18 protein-coding genes are annotated in these 17,206 nt (G+C 70.5%); 8 read left to right on the top strand and 10 right to left on the bottom strand.

Features of this window, described 5'->3' with window-relative positions; translation table 11 throughout:
- Positions 1-23: 23 nt before the first annotated feature.
- Positions 24-719, bottom strand: a complete 696-nt coding sequence (locus tag ACZ470_RS13680) for an alpha/beta fold hydrolase (protein WP_468427053.1) — start codon at positions 717-719, stop codon at positions 24-26.
- Between the two features lie 77 nt (positions 720-796).
- Between ACZ470_RS13680 and ACZ470_RS13685 the strand changes: the two genes are divergently transcribed.
- Both ACZ470_RS13685 and ACZ470_RS13690 read left to right on the top strand, forming a co-directional pair.
- Positions 797-1,363 (top strand): TetR/AcrR family transcriptional regulator, encoded by a 567-nt coding sequence (locus ACZ470_RS13685; RefSeq protein ID WP_468427054.1) that lies wholly within the window; start codon positions 797-799, stop codon positions 1,361-1,363.
- Between the two features lie 192 nt (positions 1,364-1,555).
- Complete coding sequence (locus ACZ470_RS13690) at positions 1,556-2,704, top strand: chymotrypsin family serine protease (RefSeq protein ID WP_468427055.1); 1,149 nt, start codon at positions 1,556-1,558, stop codon at positions 2,702-2,704.
- 19 nt (positions 2,705-2,723) lie between these two features.
- Here ACZ470_RS13690 and ACZ470_RS13695 read toward each other — a convergent pair whose 3' ends face one another.
- From ACZ470_RS13695 to ACZ470_RS13705, 3 genes are read right to left on the bottom strand one after another with little or no spacing between them, the layout of a single operon-like run.
- Positions 2,724-3,209, bottom strand: a complete 486-nt coding sequence (locus ACZ470_RS13695; protein ID WP_468427056.1) for a YjfA family protein — start codon at positions 3,207-3,209, stop codon at positions 2,724-2,726.
- Positions 3,206-3,742 (bottom strand): DUF3500 domain-containing protein, encoded by a 537-nt coding sequence (locus ACZ470_RS13700; protein ID WP_468427057.1) that lies wholly within the window; start codon positions 3,740-3,742, stop codon positions 3,206-3,208. Before ACZ470_RS13700 ends, ACZ470_RS13695 begins: the two co-directional genes overlap by 4 nt.
- Positions 3,743-3,768: 26 nt before the next feature.
- On the bottom strand, positions 3,769-4,701 hold the full coding sequence (locus ACZ470_RS13705; protein WP_468427058.1) for a zinc-binding dehydrogenase: 933 nt from the start codon (positions 4,699-4,701) through the stop codon (positions 3,769-3,771).
- A gap of 93 nt (positions 4,702-4,794) precedes the next feature.
- On the opposite strand from ACZ470_RS13705, the gene ACZ470_RS13710 reads away from it, so the two are divergent.
- Positions 4,795-5,391: a TetR family transcriptional regulator gene (locus ACZ470_RS13710; RefSeq protein WP_468427059.1), complete on the top strand. Its 597-nt coding sequence runs from the start codon at positions 4,795-4,797 to the stop codon at positions 5,389-5,391.
- A 59-nt stretch (positions 5,392-5,450) separates the two neighbouring features.
- Here the strand turns inward: ACZ470_RS13710 and ACZ470_RS13715 are convergent, their stop codons facing one another.
- Complete coding sequence (locus ACZ470_RS13715) at positions 5,451-6,014, bottom strand: NIPSNAP family protein (RefSeq protein WP_468427060.1); 564 nt, start codon at positions 6,012-6,014, stop codon at positions 5,451-5,453.
- A 56-nt stretch (positions 6,015-6,070) separates the two neighbouring features.
- Between ACZ470_RS13715 and ACZ470_RS13720 the strand changes: the two genes are divergently transcribed.
- Complete coding sequence (locus ACZ470_RS13720; RefSeq protein WP_468427061.1) at positions 6,071-6,997, top strand: helix-turn-helix transcriptional regulator; 927 nt, start codon at positions 6,071-6,073, stop codon at positions 6,995-6,997.
- Between the two features lie 18 nt (positions 6,998-7,015).
- On the opposite strand, the gene ACZ470_RS13725 is transcribed toward ACZ470_RS13720, so the two are convergent.
- Complete coding sequence (locus ACZ470_RS13725; protein WP_468427062.1) at positions 7,016-8,074, bottom strand: radical SAM protein; 1,059 nt, start codon at positions 8,072-8,074, stop codon at positions 7,016-7,018.
- Entirely contained in the window at positions 8,056-8,223 is a 168-nt protein-coding gene (locus tag ACZ470_RS13730) for a hypothetical protein (RefSeq protein ID WP_468427063.1), read from the bottom strand. Before ACZ470_RS13730 ends, ACZ470_RS13725 begins: the two co-directional genes overlap by 19 nt.
- A gap of 183 nt (positions 8,224-8,406) precedes the next feature.
- On the opposite strand from ACZ470_RS13730, the gene ACZ470_RS13735 reads away from it, so the two are divergent.
- Positions 8,407-8,844, top strand: coding sequence for a VOC family protein (locus tag ACZ470_RS13735; protein WP_468427064.1), 438 nt, complete (start codon positions 8,407-8,409; stop codon positions 8,842-8,844).
- 94 nt (positions 8,845-8,938) lie between these two features.
- Here the strand turns inward: ACZ470_RS13735 and ACZ470_RS13740 are convergent, their stop codons facing one another.
- From ACZ470_RS13740 to ACZ470_RS13750, 3 genes are all read right to left on the bottom strand, one after another.
- Positions 8,939-9,244: a hypothetical protein gene (locus ACZ470_RS13740; protein WP_468427065.1), complete on the bottom strand. Its 306-nt coding sequence runs from the start codon at positions 9,242-9,244 to the stop codon at positions 8,939-8,941.
- Positions 9,245-9,281: 37 nt separating this feature from the next.
- Positions 9,282-14,456, bottom strand: a complete 5,175-nt coding sequence (locus tag ACZ470_RS13745; RefSeq protein WP_468427206.1) for a DUF6531 domain-containing protein — start codon at positions 14,454-14,456, stop codon at positions 9,282-9,284.
- Positions 14,457-14,852: 396 nt separating this feature from the next.
- The gene (locus tag ACZ470_RS13750; protein WP_468427066.1) at positions 14,853-15,539 is read right to left on the bottom strand and encodes a type III effector protein; all 687 of its coding nucleotides are present in this window, start codon (positions 15,537-15,539) and stop codon (positions 14,853-14,855) included.
- 127 nt (positions 15,540-15,666) lie between these two features.
- Between ACZ470_RS13750 and ACZ470_RS13755 the strand changes: the two genes are divergently transcribed.
- The 3 genes from ACZ470_RS13755 to ACZ470_RS13765 all read left to right on the top strand — a co-directional run bounded on the left by ACZ470_RS13755 (position 15,667) and on the right by ACZ470_RS13765 (position 17,096).
- Positions 15,667-16,098 (top strand): Hsp20/alpha crystallin family protein, encoded by a 432-nt coding sequence (locus tag ACZ470_RS13755; protein ID WP_468427067.1) that lies wholly within the window; start codon positions 15,667-15,669, stop codon positions 16,096-16,098.
- 99 nt (positions 16,099-16,197) lie between these two features.
- The gene (locus ACZ470_RS13760) at positions 16,198-16,593 is read left to right on the top strand and encodes a DUF2267 domain-containing protein (protein ID WP_468427068.1); all 396 of its coding nucleotides are present in this window, start codon (positions 16,198-16,200) and stop codon (positions 16,591-16,593) included.
- 68 nt (positions 16,594-16,661) lie between these two features.
- Complete coding sequence (locus ACZ470_RS13765; RefSeq protein ID WP_468427069.1) at positions 16,662-17,096, top strand: DUF2267 domain-containing protein; 435 nt, start codon at positions 16,662-16,664, stop codon at positions 17,094-17,096.
- Positions 17,097-17,206 lie beyond the last annotated feature (110 nt).

A 17,206-nucleotide genomic window follows, 5' to 3' on the forward strand; every position in this document is an offset into this window, starting at 1 on the left:
GCCCGGCGCGTACGCGGCTGTCGTCACAGGCTCAGCAGCAGGTCCCGGACCGCGGCGGGTTGGGACAGGAACGGGTGGTGGCCGGTGTCGAGTTCGACGACGCTGTCGGCCCGCCGGGCGAACTCGCGCTGGAGGCGCGGCGGAGTGCCGCGGTCCTGCGCGCAGACGAGATACGTCGAGGGCACCTGCTGCCATGCGGCCGCCCCGACCGGCTGCCCGGTCACCCGCACGCTCTGCCGGGCGAGGTGGTCCGCCGCCTGCGCCTGGACCTCCGGGTCGCAGTCCTGGAGGAACGTCTCCACGAGCAGCTCGGGGCGCACCCCGAAGGTGCCGGCGTCGGGGTCGACGTCGAGGAACGGGGCGGGGTCGCCGTCCCCGAACTCCGACAGGCTCTGCCCGACCTCGGGCAGGTAGCTGGAGATCAGCAGCAGGTGACGTACCGACTCGATCCCCGCGGCGGCTTCCGCGGTGACGATGCCGCCGTAGCTGTGCGCGACCACGACGGTCGGCTCGTCTCCGGTCCGCAGCACCTGCCGCACCGCGGCGACGTCCTCGGACAGCCCAGGACCGCCTGCCCCGCCGGGCAGGTCCGCCTCACCGCAGCTCGGCAGCGCCGGGGCCACGCTCGACACGCCTCGCTCCCGCAGTAGCTCTGCGGTGCGGTGCCACCACCACGACCCGTCCCGAACGCACGCCCCGTGCACGAACACGACCCTCATCGTTGCCTCCATGTGTGCCTCGACTGCCTACTCGACCACGGTAGACGTAACGTTTATTACGTGAAAAAGTGAGGGGCGTGGGCAGACGACCGCAACCGCACATCAAGGAGAGGCTGCTCGACGCCTGCGCCGATCACGCTCTCGCGCACGGCCTCCCCGACCGGCTCGAGCCGCTGGCCACCGCCACCGGTACCTCGGCACGCATGCTGATCTATCACTTCGGCACCCGCGACGCCCTGCTCAGGGCCGTCCTCGTGCGGGCGCGCCAACGTCAACTCGACACCTTCGGCGACCTCCTGCGGGCGCGACCGGAGGAGCCCTACACGGCCACACTGGAGCGCGCCTGGACCTCCATCACCGGCCCGGATGGGCGGCCGTACCTGCGCATGTTCGGTCGGCTGCGCGAGAGTGCCGAGCAGCAGTTGTGGCCCGACTTCCGGCGCACGGCGACGACCGACTGGCTCGGGCCGCTCGAGGACGGTCTGCGCAGCATCGGCCGGCCGGATCTCGCGACGCTCGTGCTCGCTGTCATCCGCGGTCTCCTGATGGACCTCGACGCCACCGGCGACACAGCGCGCACCGACCAGGCCTTCCGTGACTTCCTCGGCTCGCTCGACAACTCGTCCCGGGCTCACGGAACTTGAAAATGTGCTCCTTCTCCCGGCTGCCGCCATGCCGCTCGCCGCCGACTGCGGAGTGGCGCAGTCCTCCGAGGACGAGTCCAACGCACTGGACCCGATACCGTCACCCCACTGAACGCGGTGCCTCGTTCCGCCGCCGCGCGCGGTCCCCTCGGCTGTGCGAGCATCGGCAGTGGGGGTGGCAGGAGGTGTCCCGTGCCACGGACCACGCAACCGCCACCGGACGACTTCGCACGGTCGGGCGAACAGGCGGAGATCAGGAACCTGGGGGATCTGCCGGACCGAGTGGCCCCCGACCCGGACGTGTTCCCGGCCGATCTGCTGGAGGCGCGAGCCGGGATCGAGGAGACGCTGACCGGCCAAGGGGACGAACGCAGCGGGGTGAAGTCCCCCGAGCAACTGACCGAGACGACCAACATCCAGGGCGTCGGCATCGGGCGGGCGAGGCCGTCGGACTTCGTGGCGCGGCACGATGCCGTCGAGCCGGGGCAATGGACCCTCACCGTCTACCTGGAGCGGCCGAGGAATCCCGAGGACGTCGAAGCGGTCCTGGTGGAGCGCATGGGGATACGGGCGGCCGCCTCGTCGGGCGTCCCCGTCGTTCCGGTCGTCACCGGCCCGATCCTGGCGCAGTCGTTCACCTTCAGGCAGCGCCCGGCGCCCGGGGGAATCTCGCTCGTGAGCGTGCCCAACGCGCTCAACCTCGGCACGCTGGGCTGTCTGTCCACGGGCCGGTCGGCCCCCCGGGACATGCGTGCGCTCATCATCGGCTGCAACCACATCCTCGCCAACAGCAACCAGGGTTCGCTCGGCGATTGCGTCGTCCAGCCGGCCTCCGGTGACTTCGGCAACTGTGAGTCGGACCTCGTGGCGGTCCTGGAGCGCTTCGTGCCGGTGGAGTTCGGCGGCCCGGTCAACGTCGTCGACTGCGCGACGGCGTGGGCGGTCGCGACCAATGTCAGCCCGAGGGTTCTGACGCCTACGCCGTTCGGCCCGCTCGAGATCCCCATCAGCTCGACGACCACGGCGGCGACGGTGGACATGCCCGTCGGCAAGAGCGGTCGGACGACGGAGGTGACGACGGGCCGCGTCCGGGAAGTGGGCGCCTCGCACTGGGCGGGATACCCCTCGGGCGCCCAGGCGTTCTTCTCCGGTTCGATCGTCATCGAGGGGGACGCCGGTCCCTTCACCGCGCTGGGCGACTCCGGTGCGATCGTGTGGACCCTGGACCTGATCCGTCATCCGGTGGGCCTGGTCTTCGCCGGGGAGACGAACGGGTCCAGGAGCTTCGCGAACCCCATCGACATCGTCACCCAGGCCCTCGACGTCTTCATCACGGCCTGAAACCCACCCGGTCCGCATCTCAGAAGAAGATCGTGCACTTCGTTCCGGTGTCGCCGGGAAGGTGGTCGAACTCCGTGCACGCGGTGGCCTTCAGGTCCTTGTCGTTCGCCATGGGCGTGTACACACTGGCCCCGTCACCGGGCATGACCGTGATGCTCCGTACGGCCACGGTCTGCCCGTTGCCCACGGTGCGCACGTAGGCCCTGTCACCCGGCTTTCCGAACCAGAGCTGTGCCCAGGCCGACCGGCACTGCGCGCTGTACCGCAGTCGTACGATGCGGCCGTCCAGTGCGACGTCGTCGATCGTCACGGCGTCATCGACGCAGTGGGTCTCGATGGGGTCGAGGCCCTCACACGAGGTGGCGAAGCAGGTCGCCGGTGCTTGCGCCGGTGTCCCCGCCGCCGCTCCCGGCGCGGCCTGTGCGGGGGCGGAGACGGCTGAGGCGGTCGCCGCTGTGATCAGCACCGCGGCGAGCGCCGCCGCCGGGCGGCGTGTGCTCATCATGACGGTCCCTTCCGGTGAGGGGTGGTGCGTGGGAGACCAACTCCCGGAATCCCAGGACACACCCGCCGACCATGGGGTGCAACCGGTGCCCCGCGACGTGTTGTTGAACGCGCACCCATCGCCCCGGGGGTCATGCGGCGGCCATCCTGTTCACCCCGGGCGACCCCGTCCCCTGCCGTACGTCGGTGAGGGCGGGTGCATGTGCCTGCGCGGTGTTCGGCCGGCTCGTTCAAGCCGAAGTCCGTGTGCGGGTCGCGCCACACCGAGTGGGCGTGGTTGCCGTTTCGCTGGGTGTCGTTGTACTCGGCGAGGATGCCGGGGCCGTGAATCCGGTAGTAGTGCGCGGCGTACGCCGCGAGGGACAGCTGGTCGTGGTTCGGAGTGCTCAGCCAGGCGGAGGCGGCGCCGGTCGTGGCGACCGCCGTCGCCCCGCCCGCACCTGACATCGCCTCAGCCGCTGGGCGGCTGTCACCACGGGCCACGCCGGCTCCAAGTCCCCGGAAGCGGGCCGGTATCACCAAGTCATGGCGCATGCACAGACCGTGTCGCAGCCGACGGGTCAGTGGATGTCCAGTACCGCCTTGCCGTGCAAGCGGCGGCCGATCAGAGCCTCCACCGCCTCGTCGTAGCGGGTCCAAGGGCCCCGCCACCGAATTCCCGGGTCGAGGCGCCCGGCGACGACCTCGGAGGCCAGCCAGGTCAGGTCGGCGGAGAAGTCCGTCGCCGGGTCGCCGAACAGGAAGAACGTGCGGATGGACCTGTCGTGCCGCCCGTCGTTGCCCAGCAACGCCTCGGGCGGGAGAACCACCTCGGCCTCGGACGACCGGCCCACGCTCACCAGCACGCCGTGGGCCTCAAGAGCAGCGAAGGCGTCCACCAGGTGCCGACCGCCGACGTTGTCCAGCACCGCGCGCACGGGCCGGTCCACGGCGGCCGGATCGGCGTGGACCTCGTGCGCGCCCAGCGAGCGCAGATCGTCCGCCTGGGCGGGATTCCGGCTGATCGCCACGACTTCCGCCCCCGCACGGGCGGCGAGCTGCACCGCGTAGCGGCCGACCCCGCCGGAGGCGCCGGTGATCATCACTCGGCGGCCGAGGACCGGGCCCAAGCCGCGCACCACGTGCAGGGCACTCAGCCCGGCAACCGGCACCGTACTGACGGCGCCGAGGTCGGCGTCGTCCGGCACCACACCGAGCAGGGCGGCCGGAACCGCACGGAGTTCCGCCCAGCCCGCCTCGCCCAGGGTGACGACGCGGGTCCCCTCGGCCGGCCCCGTTCCGTCGGCCGCCGCCTCGACCACCACACCCGCCGCGTCCCAGCCGATCACGGTGCCGTCCGGTGTCGTCGGGTCGGTGGCGCCCTTGACCTCTCCGTAGTTCAGCGACACCGCTTCGACCCGCACCAGGGCCTCGCCCGGTGCGGGTGTCGGATCGGCCGCTTCGACCAGCGAGAGGTGCGCTGCCGCGCTGTGGTCCACGACGAGTGCCCGCATAGGTCCGTCTCCTCCGCATCAAAGTGCCACAGAGTAGCGTTTGCCTCATTGAAGCACATGCCTGGAACGAGCGTGTCCGTTAGGCTGGCGTGGATGACGACCGCCCCACAGCCCACCTCGTTGCGCGAGCGCAAGAAGCTGCGCACCCGCCAGGCCCTGGCCGAAACGGCCGTCTCGCTGTTCACTGAGCGAGGCTTCGACGACACGCCGCTCGATGCGCTCCTCGAGACGGTGGAGGTGTCGCGGCGGACCTTCTTCCGCAACTTCCGCTCCAAGGAGGACGTGGCACTCACGGCCGTCAAGGAGCTCTGGAGCACCTACCTGCTGGTCCTGGACGGGACCGAGAAGTCCGGACGACTGGCCGACGTGTTCCGGGATGCGATGCTGACCACGCTCGACCGCATGGACGAGGACTGGTACTCGCGTTTCCCGGCCACCCTGAGACTGATCGAGCGATCGCCGGCCCTGAACGGGCACTCATTGCGGCACTGCGCCGAGATCCAGGCCGAGATCACCCGTCGGCTCGGCGTCCCGGACAGCCTCGAGGTGCGGCTGCTCACCGAGTTCTGTGTGGCCACGTGGCGCTGTGCGCTGGACGAGTGGCTGCCCCACTGCTCCCCCGGAGAACTGCCCGGGTGCGTGCGACACGCCTTCGCCGTCATGCCCCGGAGCCTGGGCATCGAGGTCTAGTCGACGGGGGTCCGTCGAACAGGGGTCCCGCTGCCTCACCTGCTGCACATTCTCGAGGACTACGCGGAAGTCGCCGCCGCCGTCACCGGTTCGAGCCGCAGTCGCCGGCTCGGCCAGGGCGGTGGTTCCGCCGGTCCGAACCAGACCCGGACGTCCTCCCCGGTGCGGACCGGCAGGCGGGGGTAGTCGTTCTCGGCGTGCTCGGTGCGGTGCAAGGCGTGGCCCGGGTTCAAGTGCCGGGCGGCGTACGCGTCGAAGGCGGCCGCCCCGGACGGACGGCAGACGGTCGCGAGCACCTCACGGGCGCCGGGCGGAGGCGTGAAGCCCGGGCCGCGCAGCAGCAGGACGTCGTCGCTGTCGGTCATGGTGGCGTTGGCCGCGTCGCGGTGCCTCCGCCAGACCGGGCCGGTGTAGAAGGACTCCAGCGAGCGTCGGCGACCGGCCATGTCGGGGAAGGCGCGCAGCCAGACGAAGCGGTTCGGGTCGTCCAGGTCGCGGAACCGGCCGCCGACGGTGATGCCGACCGCCTGCTGTCCGGTCACGAACTCGCGCTCGAACAGCTCGATCAGGGTCTCCCGGGCTCCGGGTCGGAGGGTGTACTGCCGGAGTTCGACGATTGTCATGCGCCGCAGATTAGGGACGGTCCCCTGACATCCGCTGTCAGGGGATACTGAGCGGCATGCGCGCGAGCCGGCTGGTCACCCTGCTCCTCCTGCTCCAGAACCGGGGCCGGATGACGGCGCGGCAGTTGGCGGAGGAACTGGAGGTCTCCGTCCGTACGGTCTACCGGGACGTCGAGGCGCTCGGCGCCGCCGGCATCCCGCTGTACGGCGATGCCGGACACGCGGGCGGCTACCGGCTGGTCGACGGGTACCGGACCCGGCTCACAGGACTGACCGCGGGCGAGGCGCAGGCCGCGTTCCTCGCCGCGCTTCCCGGCGCCGCCGCCGACCTCGGCCTCGGTGAGGCGCTCGCCGCCGCCCAGCTCAAGCTACGGGCCGCTCTTCCCGAGGAGCTGCGTGAGCATGCCACGCGGATCCAGGAATGCTTCCTGCTCGACGCGCCCGGCTGGTACGGCGACGCCGACCGTACGCCCCATCTGACCGCGGTCGCCGCCGCGGTGTGGCAGCGGCGGGCAGTGGTCCTGCGGTACCGGCGGTGGCGGGCGCCGGAAGAGATCGAGCGGCGGGTCGAGCCGTACGGGCTCGTGCTCAAGGCGGGCCGCTGGTATCTGGTCGCGGGTGGCCCGTCCGGCATCCGCACCTACCGGGTCGACCAGATCCTCGACCTCCGGACGGCGGAGGAATTCGCCGCTCCCAACGGGTTCGACCTGGCCGCCCACTGGAACGGCTACCTGGCCGACTTCCGGGCCCGGCTCCACACCGGGGAAGCCCTGGTGCGGCTCACTCCGGAGGGTGCCCGCCGTCTCGGGGTGACGCCCACGAGCGACGGATGGACGGAGGCCCGGATACCGATCGAGTCGATCGACCACGCACACGGGGAATTCCTGCGGCTGGGCACCGACATCGACGTCGTGGCGCCGGCCGAACTCCGCGACCGCATCGCCGCGACCGTACGGGCCCTGGCCACCCGCTACGACGACTGACGCCGAAGGCGCCGGCGATCAGCCGGACACCGTGGAGGGACGCCGAGGCCCGATCTGAAGAAGGCGCTGCCCGTCTGACGGCAGACCGACGTACGGACACCGCACGGCGGCCCGGTCCTCGGCGGCCCAGCCCCGCACCCAGGGGGCGAAGCGGTCGCCGTCGATGCGCAGCGTCCCGTCGGGCATGATCCGGCCCACGGTGTTACGGGGATCGCCCAGGGCCACCGTGCACTTGGCGACGGTGCCGTCGGCGCGGATCGCCAGGGAATTCGGGCGTGCCGCGTAACAGGCCCCCTCCCCCGGGGCGTTCGAGCCCGGCGCGCCCTCGGTCCGCACGAGGGCTCCGAGTTCTTCCTGTACCCGCGACCGGACCTCGTGCGCGAGGACCTCGAGTTCCTCGTCATGGGGTCCGCCCAACCGCTCCACCGCCTTGAAGTGCACGGAGAAGCGGCTGTCGCCCAGAAAGGTGTCGCGCACCCGAGAGGCGAACTCCTGCATGAACGGGAGGTTCGACGGGGTCAGATGGAGGCGCAGAAGGACGCGGACCTCGGCGGTGCTGTCGCGGATGGACAGCAGATTCCGCCAGATGCGCTCGAACGATCCGCCGCCGTCGGCCCTCAGCCGCGTGGTGTCGTGGACCTCCTGCGGGCCGTCGAGGGAGATCTGGTACGAGCCGATCCCCAGCCGGGCCAGCTCCTGGGCTCTCTCCGCATCAAGCAGGTAGCCGTTGGTCGTCATGTCCGCGGCGTACCGCGTCTCCGGCGCGGCGGCGACCGCGTCGACGATGAACGAGGAGATGTCCTCCACCACCGTCCGGGCCAACAGCGGCTCCCCGCCGAACCAGGAGACGTTCAACTGCCGGAGCCCACGCAGCCGTCGGCCCACGAGCCGCTTGACGCCCGTCACGGTGTCGTCGGCCATGCGCCCGATCTGGAAGTCCTCGTAGCAGTAGGTGCAACGGAAGTTGCACTGCTCCGTGGGCAGCAGGATCAGGTGGAGGGACTCGTCCGTCAGCGCCGCGGCGAGTTCTTCCTCGAATACGGTCCCCGGCGGGCGGACTACATCTCGCGCGTGCACGGGCAGTTGATGTTGATCACGGGTCGGCGACGAGCGATCTCGGGAGTGAGGCCCCCCAACCTCTCCGTGATCTCGGGACCGAGAATGATGCGTCCCTCGTCGTCGATCTCCACGCCGCTCGCGGGCTTCGTGGGCTCCTTCTCGGCCATGGTGCGTCTCCTACGGGCAGGGGATGGCAGAAGCTTGCGGCACCGATCCTTGCGCGCGGTCCGAGGGGTCGCGACCCCTGCCGGGCAAACGGGTGACGGAGGGAGGCCCGGCCCGGTCGGCCGGATTGCGGCCGCGTCCTTGCCGGAAGCACCAAACCGGCCCGGCTCGCTAGCATGCACCGCATGGGCATCAAACTTGAGAACGTCGGAATCGCCGTGCGCGACCTCGAAGCAACGATCTCCTTTTTCACCGACCTCGGCCTCACGGTCATCGGCCGTGACACGGTCAGTGGTGAATGGACCGAAACCGCCGTCGGCCTCGACGGCAATCACGCCAACATCGCGATGCTCCAGACGCCGGACGGTCAGGGGCGCCTCGAGCTCTTCGAGTACATCCACCCCGAAGCGATCGAGACGGAGCCCACTCGCCCCAACGAGATCGGCATGCATCGCGTCGCCTTCTCGGTCGACGACATCGACAAGGCCCTTGAGGCGGCCGCAAAGCACGGATGCCGTCCGCTGCGCGGTGTGGCGACCTATCAGGATCTCTACAAGCTCACATACCTCCGCGGTCCCAGCGGCATCCTGGTGATGCTGGCCGAGGAGCTGAAGAAGAACTGACCGCTGCCCCGGTCCATTCCTCCAGGGGTCCGAAGTGGAAAGCCGAGAGGCCGGGCTCCGGGAGAGCTCGGCCTCTCGGGTGGTGACGTGGCGTCTACCAGTAGGTGCGCGTGATCCTGTCAGGCAGTTGTCCCTGCCGCTTTCCCTCCTGGAAGATCACCGATGCCGCGATCAGGAAAGCGCGGCGGATTTTCGGGTCCGGGTCGGGGTTATCCACGTTTCCGACGCTTTTGTCGAGAAGCATGTCGCCGAGGATTTTCCCTTCCGGTGTGCAGGGGCGGGCGACCGATTCCTCCGGGTCGATGAGAATGTTCCCGGTGGCGCCTTCCGCGGTTTCCCAGGCGTAGACGGATCCCGATTCGAACGTAAGGATCCTCCTGCACGTCAGTGATGCTGTCACGGACTTTCCACCAGTTTCGCTCGCGCCAGGTCTTCGATCACCGGAATCCTATACCGTCCGCCGCGGGCGCATGCTCGTCCCAGGTGTGGCCGGCGTCCAGGGTTGCCTGGTGGGCGCGGCGATAGTTCTGGTCGCCGTGCTGGCGCATCCAGTTCGACTCGTACAATTCATGCGCCAGCAGATCGAAATCGCTGGGGTGCGGATTTCCGTTCTGGAGGCGTTCCCACGCCCTGGCGATGCGCGGATTGGCGTCGAATCGCATCATACCCGCGTCGAGCTGGTGCGATTCGATGAACAGGTGGTTGTAGATCTGATTGATGTCGGCCGCGGAATAGCCGCGCGACGCCGCTGTCTGCGCCACCCGGTCGAGCTGGGCGTCGGCACGGATCGCGTTGTAGGCGTGGTCCGCCCATTCCAGCTCGAAGTCCATCTCGCTGCGCGGCCGGCGGAACGCCGAGCCGCCGGACTGGAGCTCCCGCTCGGTGGCCACCGCGGTCCGCCGCCACCCCGTCAGTCCGCCGACCCCGGTGAGGACCAGCTGCTGGGCGAGTTCGTCGGCGGTCTCGGCGTACAGATCGGCGAGCGCGTCGCAGCCCTGCTGCCGGAGCATGTACTCGGCGCGGTAGAGCCGGTAGGCGGGCCGGACGGGAAGGTACTTGTCGATGAACGCGCCCGCGCCGCCGTTCTCGCCGGTGAACGCGTTCTCCAGGTCCCCGAGGAACACGAACGGCGACTTGGCGACGTCGACGAAGGCGTCCCCGAAGATGCCGAGCGCCTCGCCGAAGCTGTCGACCCGGTCGTCGTTCGGGTCGTCGGGGGTCAGACCGCTGGGGTCGGTGAGCACGCTGGGGACGTTGTCGGCGTAGGCGTACGCGGAGACGTACGGCGTCGTCAGGTCCCGCGCGGCCGGATCGGGCCGTGTGAAGCGGCCGGTGTCGGTGTCGTACTGACGGGCGTGCAGGTCGAGATTGCCGGTGGTGGTCTCGTACCGGGCGCCGGTGTACGACGGGGTGCTCGCGGGCGCGCCGCTGGTGGTGGTGTTCAGGACGCGGGTGCCGAACGAGTCGTAGGCCCACCGCTGGTGGAGGGTTCCGGTGCTGCCGGCGACGTCGACCGGGGAGCCCTGGGTGTCGTGGTGGTAGTAGAAGAGCGCGCCGGTGCCGGTCTTGGTGGCGGTGGGCTGACCGAGCGGGTCGTAGCGGTAGGACTGCTTGACCGTCCAGGCGCTGTCGTACTCGGTGGCCAGGATCGGCAGCGGCGCGTTGGGGTCCCACTGGGTGCGGTGGGTGACCGCGCCGTCCTTGAGGGTGGCGACCTGGTTGCCGCTGGCGTCGTGGTCGTAGGTGTGGGCGGTGCCGCCGACGGTGGCGGCGGAGATCTGTCCGGCCAGGTCGTAGGTGTAGGTGTCGGCGCCGGCCTTGGTCCGGTTGCCCTCGGCGTCGTGGTCGAAGGCGGTGGTCGTGGTTCCGGTGGTGGTCGAGGTCAGCTGGTCGGCCGCGTCGTACGCGTAGCTGGTCGAGACGGTGCCGAGGGTGGAGGTCAGCCGGTTGCCGACCTTGTCGTAGGTGTAGGACGTGGTGCGGGAGGCGGCGCAGCCGGTGACCCAGGGCTGCGGGAAGCAGCCGGAGGTGAGCCGGCCGGCCGCGTCATAGGTGAGGTCGTAGCCGCCGGTGCCGACACCGGCCCGGGTGACGTCGACGCGCGAGGGCAGGCCCGCCGGGGACAGCGTCAGCGCCGTCCTGGTGACCGTGGTGCCCGCCTTGCTCGCGGTCACCGCGGTGACCCGGCCCGCCCGGTCGTATGTGCGGTCCTCCGTCTCGGTGTTGGGCAGGGCCGATCTGACCAGATGGCCCGCCGGGTCCCAGGTGTACGTGGTCGTCTTGCCGTCCGCCGCCATCGTCGCGGTGCGGCCGTCGGCGTCGTACGTGTACGTGATGGTGTTGCCGTCGGAGTACTTGCGGGTGAGCATCCGCCCGGCGGCGTCGTAGGTGTAGGCGAAGCCGCGCGTCTTGGTCAGATGGCCGACCGCGTCGTAGACGAAATCCTCGGAGATCTTGGAGTTCGCGCGGGAGGTGAGCTGCCCGGCGGCGTCGTAGCCGAAGGTCGCGTCGGGCGTGGTGTCCGAGTAGTCGACCTTGGTGAGCAGACCGCGCGGGTCGTACGTGTATCCGGTGGTGCCGCGGGGCGTGGTCTTCCCGGTGACGTTGCCGTCCGCGTCGTACGCGTAGGTCGTCTTCCGTTCCAGCGGGTCGGTCACCGAGGTGAGGCGGTGCACCGCGTCGTAGCCGTACGCGGTGACGTGGCCGTTGGCGTCGGTGCGCCGGACGAGGTTGCCGACGTTGTCGTGGCCGTAGGTGGTGACCGCGCCGTCGGGGGCGGTCACCTTGGTCAGCTGGTCGAGTTCGTCGTAGCCGTAGGAGGTGGTGCGCCCGTCGGCGTCCTCGCGCTCGACGACCTTGCCCACGGCGTCGTAGGCGGTGGTGGTCACCCCGCCGAGCGGGTCGGTGACCTTGGTGGGGTTGCCGGCCGGGTCGTAGCCGTACGTCGTCGTGTACTGGGCGGGGTCGGCGCCGACGGCGTTGCCGCGCGGATCGACCGCGGTGGCCTGGCGGCCGTCCCCGTCGTAGGTCCAGCTCGCCTTGTGGCCGAGCGGGGAGGTGCGGCTGAGCAGGTTACCGTCGGCGTCGTAGGCGTAGGTCGTGGTCTTGCCCAGTTGGTCCGTGCTGCTGCTGAGGCGGTTGTTCTTGTCGTAGGCCGCGGTGGTGGCCTTGCCCGCGGCGTCGGTGGTCCTGGTGACGTTGTCGTTGGCGTCGTAGGTGTAGCCGGTGGTGCGGCCCAGCGGGTCGGTGACCACGAGCGGGCGGTTGATCGCGTCGTAGGTGGTCTTCGTCGTCGCGCCGGTGGGCCCGGTGGTCTGGATGAGGTTTCCGGCGGCGTCGTAGACGTAGGACGTGGTGTGGGCAGCGGGGTCGGCGCCGGAGACGTTCCCGCGCGGCGAGACGCTTCTGAGCAGTCGGCCCACCTTGTCGTACGTGTAGGTGGTCCTGCCCCCGGCCGCGTCGGTCTCGGAGGCGAGCCGTCCGCTCGCGTCGTAGGTGCGGGTGAGGGACTTGCCCGCCGGGTCGGTGGTGCGGGTCGGGTTCCCCGCGTCGTCGTAGCCGAGCGTGACGGTGTCGCCCGCCGGGTTGCGCACGGACGCCAACTGCTCGGCGCCGTTGTACTCGTAGGTCGTCGTACGGCCCAGGGCGTCCGTGGCCGAGCTGAGCAGACCACGGCCGTCATAGGTGTACTTCGTGGTGTACGCGGCCGGGTCGGCGCCGGAGACGTTCCCGCGCGGGTCCGTCCTGGTCAGTACGCGACCCGCCTTGTCGTACGTGAACGTCGTCTTCTCGCCCAGCGGCGTGGTGACCGACGTCCGGTTGCCCGCGGTGTCGTACCCGTAGGTGGTGACCTTGCCGCGCGGGCTGGTCACGGTCGCCAGTGCGCCGAGCGCGGTGTACGTGTAGGCGGTCCTGCCGCCCAGCGGGTCCGTCGCCGACACCAGGCGGTTCGCGCTGTACGCGTACGTCGTCCTGTTGCCGCGGCCGTCGGTGTGGCTGGTGAGATTGCCCGCGGTGTCGTAGCCCCAGCTCTCCTTGTAGCCGAGCGCGGCCGGGGCGGTGCGGGTGAGCATCCGCCCCGCGGTGTCGTACGTCATCTCCGTGGTGTTGCCGCGCTGGTCGGTGATGGCGGCGGGGCGCAGGTGACGGTCGTAGTCGTAGGTGATGCTCTTCCCGTACGGGTCGATCGTCTCCATCAGGACGTTGCTGGCGTAGACGTCGGTCCATACGCCGCCGTCGGGCGCGGTGGTGTGCGACTCGCTCCTGCCGTCCCAGGTGAACGTGGTGGTCTTGCCGTTCTGGTCGGTCTGGGACTTGATGCGGCCCGTGGTGTCGTAGACGTTGGTGACCTTGCCGCCCGCCGGGTCGGTGTAGGAGGACAGCCGCTTGTTCGTGTCGTAGGCGTACGAGGATGTCCGGCCGGCCGGGTCGGTGACCGAGGTCAGCAGGCCTGCGGTGTAGCCGTACGAGACCGAAGTGCCGTCCGGCAGGCCCACCTTGGACAGCAGTCCGTCGGTGCCGGCCGTGAAGGAGGTGGTGCGGCCGGCGGCGTCCTTGACGGAGGCGAGCCTGCCCGACGCGTACGTCAGGCTCAGGCCCTTGCCCGCCGCGCCGACCACGGAGGTCAGCAGACCGGCGCTGTCGAAGGTGCGCACGGTGTGGTCCGGGGTGGTGATCGTGTAGGTGCTCGTGCCCTTGGTCAGCTTGGCCGTCGTGCCCGCCGGGGCGGTGTAGGTGCCGTCGCTCGCCTGTGTGAACACGAATGACGCGCCGTCACCCGTCCGGTACGTCGCCTTCCCTGTCGCGAGGGTCAGCCGGGCGTCGAACGGCGTCGCCCAGCCGCGCCCCAGCAGGCCGGTGGCGGTCGAGTCCGAGCGGTAGGTGCGCTCCAGGGTCAGCGGCACCCCGGGGCTCACCAGTGAGGCGTCGGTGAGCTGCTCGAAGAACATGCCGGTCGCCGTGTTGACCGGGTCGGCGCGGTGGGCCTGGGCGTAACAGGTGCAGATGCCCGCCGCCGCGCCGGGGATGCCGGGTGTGTAGAAGGCCTCCACCAGCGGCGAGGTGGTACCGCCCGGGCTGGACGTGCCGTCGGCGCTGGTGAGGAAGACCCAGGCGTAGTACTTCTTGCCGTCCGCCAGGATTCCGCCCAGTTCGCTTCCGGCCCACCAGAAGCACTGGTCGGTGGGGTAGGAGTTGCTCGACCACCAGTCGTAGCACCAGGCGCCGGTGTCCGGGGTGTCGCCGCTGGGATCGTCGGTGGCCCTCTTGATCTCCTGCTGGACGACGGGTGAGCCGCCCTCGTCGAGGACGTACAGCCACATGCCGGTGTACGACGACCCGGCCTTGGGCAGTTTCACCTGCCCACCGATCGACAGCATGCCCGGATAGGCGGTGGCCCAGGACGACACCCAGGTCGGGTTCTCGGCCGCCGCCACGAGGGGCTGGAGGGCCACCTTCGACTCGGCGGCGGGGCCGCGTTCGACGCGGTTCTTGTCCGGCCGGCTGTGGGGCTTGTCCTTCGGCTTCCGGTCGGGTGCGTTCATGTAGTCGCGCATGGGCGACCGTTCGTGCCGGTCCTTCGCGACCTGCTTGCGGCGCTCGGCCAGCGTCATGGCCTTGGGCGGCTTGGGCAGATCGGCGGCCGTACGGGCCTCGACCGGGGCACCGCCCGGCCGGTCCCGGGGCGCCGCCGAGGACGGGGCGGTGGCGCCCGCTATGGCGAGGAGGACGAAGGCCAGGAAGGCCGTGACGAGTCTTCGCGCTTGTGTGCGCATGGTGAATCACCTGTGAGGCGGCAGTGAGCAGAGACTCGTTGATCTTGATCCACCAAGGGTCCGCAGTAACGCGCGGTGTGAAATGCGGCTGGATTACGGCGGCGAGGCCGAAGTGAATCCGAGGGGAAGCGCCTGGTCACGGGAGTGGGCGAGGACGGGCGGGCGCTCAAGTTGGCGTGGACGCGACGATGTTGCACCGGCCGACCGCCACGCCGACTGCCGACCGGCATCGCTCTACGAGTCCTGCCGCTCCGCGGGATCCGGCCGGTCCGGGGCCGCCGGGTTCGCGGCGGAGCTCGTCAAGGCGTCCAGCTGGGCGGCGAGTTCGGGATGGGCGGGGGTCAGGTGAGCACGGGTGGCGTTGAGGGGGTGGATGAGGGCGGCGGGGTCGTCGTGGGCGAGGGCCTCGTGGAGTTGGCTGAGCGGGTGGCGGGCAGCGGTGGGCAGGTCGGTGAGGGCGCTGATCCGGCCGGCGATGCGGCGCAGGTCGGCCGCGTTGCGGCGGGCCCAGACGGCGGTGGTGCGCTCGGCGGCACGGCGCTCGCGGGTGGCCTGGACGCGTTGTTCGCCGGTGGTTCCCGCGGGACCGGGGCGGCCCCGCAGATAGCGGCGTTCGGCGGCCTGGCGGCTGGAGACGCCGAGGGGGTGGGCGAGGTCCGCCCAGCTGGCACCCGCCTTCCGGGCGGTTTCGATCAGGCCGGTCTCCCATCCGGCGAGTTCCTCGCGGACCCGCCGCAGCAGCACGAGAGAGGCCAGGGCCTGCTCCGGGCCGACCTCGTGGGTCCCGGACGGGCCGGGCACCTCGTGCCGGGCGGCGTTCAGGGCGTCGTCTATGGCTTCAAGGGCTGCCGCGGCGGCGAAGAACGACGCCGGATTCGGCGCGTCGGCGCCGGCCGCCGCCGGCTGGTCGGCCTGGGTCATGAGCACCTCCCTGGGCGAGTCATCGTTTCGACGACATCTTGTTTGTCATCCATTCGATGACATGTTACAACGGTGTCAGTGAGGCGCATTGGCAGCAACTGCCCGAAACCGCTGGAGGTGTTTCACGATGTTGATGCGCACTGACCCCTTCCGTGAGCTGGATCGGCTGGCACAGCAGCTGGTGGGTCCGGGCACCTGGTCGAGGCCGTCGCCGATGCCGATGGACGCCTACCGCGAGGGCGACCAGTACGTGGTGGCCTTCGACATCCCCGGCGTCACCGCCGAGGCGATCGACATCGACGTCGAGCGGAACATGCTGACCGTCAAGGCCGAGCGCCGGCCCGCGACGAAGGCCGACGACGTACAGATGGAGCTGTCGGAGCGGCCGCTGGGCGTGTTCTCCCGCCAGATCGTGCTCGCCGACACTCTCGACACCGAGCACATCCAGGCCGACTACGAAGCGGGCGTGCTCACCCTGCGCATCCCGATCGCCGAGCGCGCCAAGCCCCGCAAGATCGCCATCGGCGTCGGCTCCGGCCGCAAGGAGATCGCCGGCTGAGCCGGACGGACAAGGGCTGAACAGCCGCGGAGGACGGGTATCCGATCTCCCCCTCTCGCCCGTCCTCCGCCCCGTGGACCGAAGAAGGTGGCGGCCGACGTGACTGTGCGACGGGAAGCGTTCCTCGACCATGTGAAGGAACGCGGTGAGTACGACACCCCGCAGGAGGCCGAACGCGCGGCCCGCGTGGTGCTCGCCCTGCTGGGTGCGCACCTGGTCGGCGAGGTACGCGCCCAGCTGGCGGCGCGCCTGCCGGACGACTTCGCACTGATCCTGCTCAACCCGCTGCAGAGCGCCGAGCCGCTGTCACCCGAGCGGTTCGTACGCGCGACCGCGGCCTGGATCGAAGGGGCCAGCGAACAGACCGCGGCCTGGGACGTCGGCGCCGTCCTGTCCACGGCCGCGGACGCCGCCGGCGACGACCTCCTCACGCAGATCCTGCTCCAGCTCCCCGCGGGCTACGACCTGCTCTTCGGCCGCCCTCAGCCCACCTGACCACCCACCCCCGGTGACCGCACACCGGCCACCACTACCCTGGTGACAGAAAGGCAACCACCGCAGTGATGTCCGACCAGAGCGCGCCACTCCAGCACTCCTACGGGAGGGCGTACGAGCAGATGCTGGAGAAGGTCCGCTACGACGGCGCCTACCCGACCCGTGAGAAGGCCGCGGAAGCCGTCCGCCTCGTCCTCGGCGGACTGGGACGCCAGCTGACCGGCGACGAACGCGTGGAGCTCGCCGCCCGCCTCCCCGTCGAAGCCGCGCGCATCCTCACCGCCCAGATCCCCGACACCCAGCCGCTGACCGGCTGGGCCTTCGTCAAGGACCTCGCCGCCCGCGCCGGCGCCTCCCAGGCCACCACCCGCTGGGACACCGGCTCCGTCTTCTCGGCCGTCGCGGCCTACGCCGGCCCCGATCTCCTCACCCGTATCCTGCGCCAACTCCCCTCCGGCTACGCGCTCCTGTTCGGCCGTGCCGAACTCACCCGAGCCGCATAGGCGGGCCGGTCCTTCCACCACCACGGCACGCCCGTGGCCGTGGGGGGGGGGGGGGGGGGGGGGGGGGGGAGAAAAGGAAAAAAAAAGGGGGAGGGAGGGGGGGGGAAGAA

It is taken from the genome of Streptomyces sp. NPDC031111, from assembly GCF_055570675.1.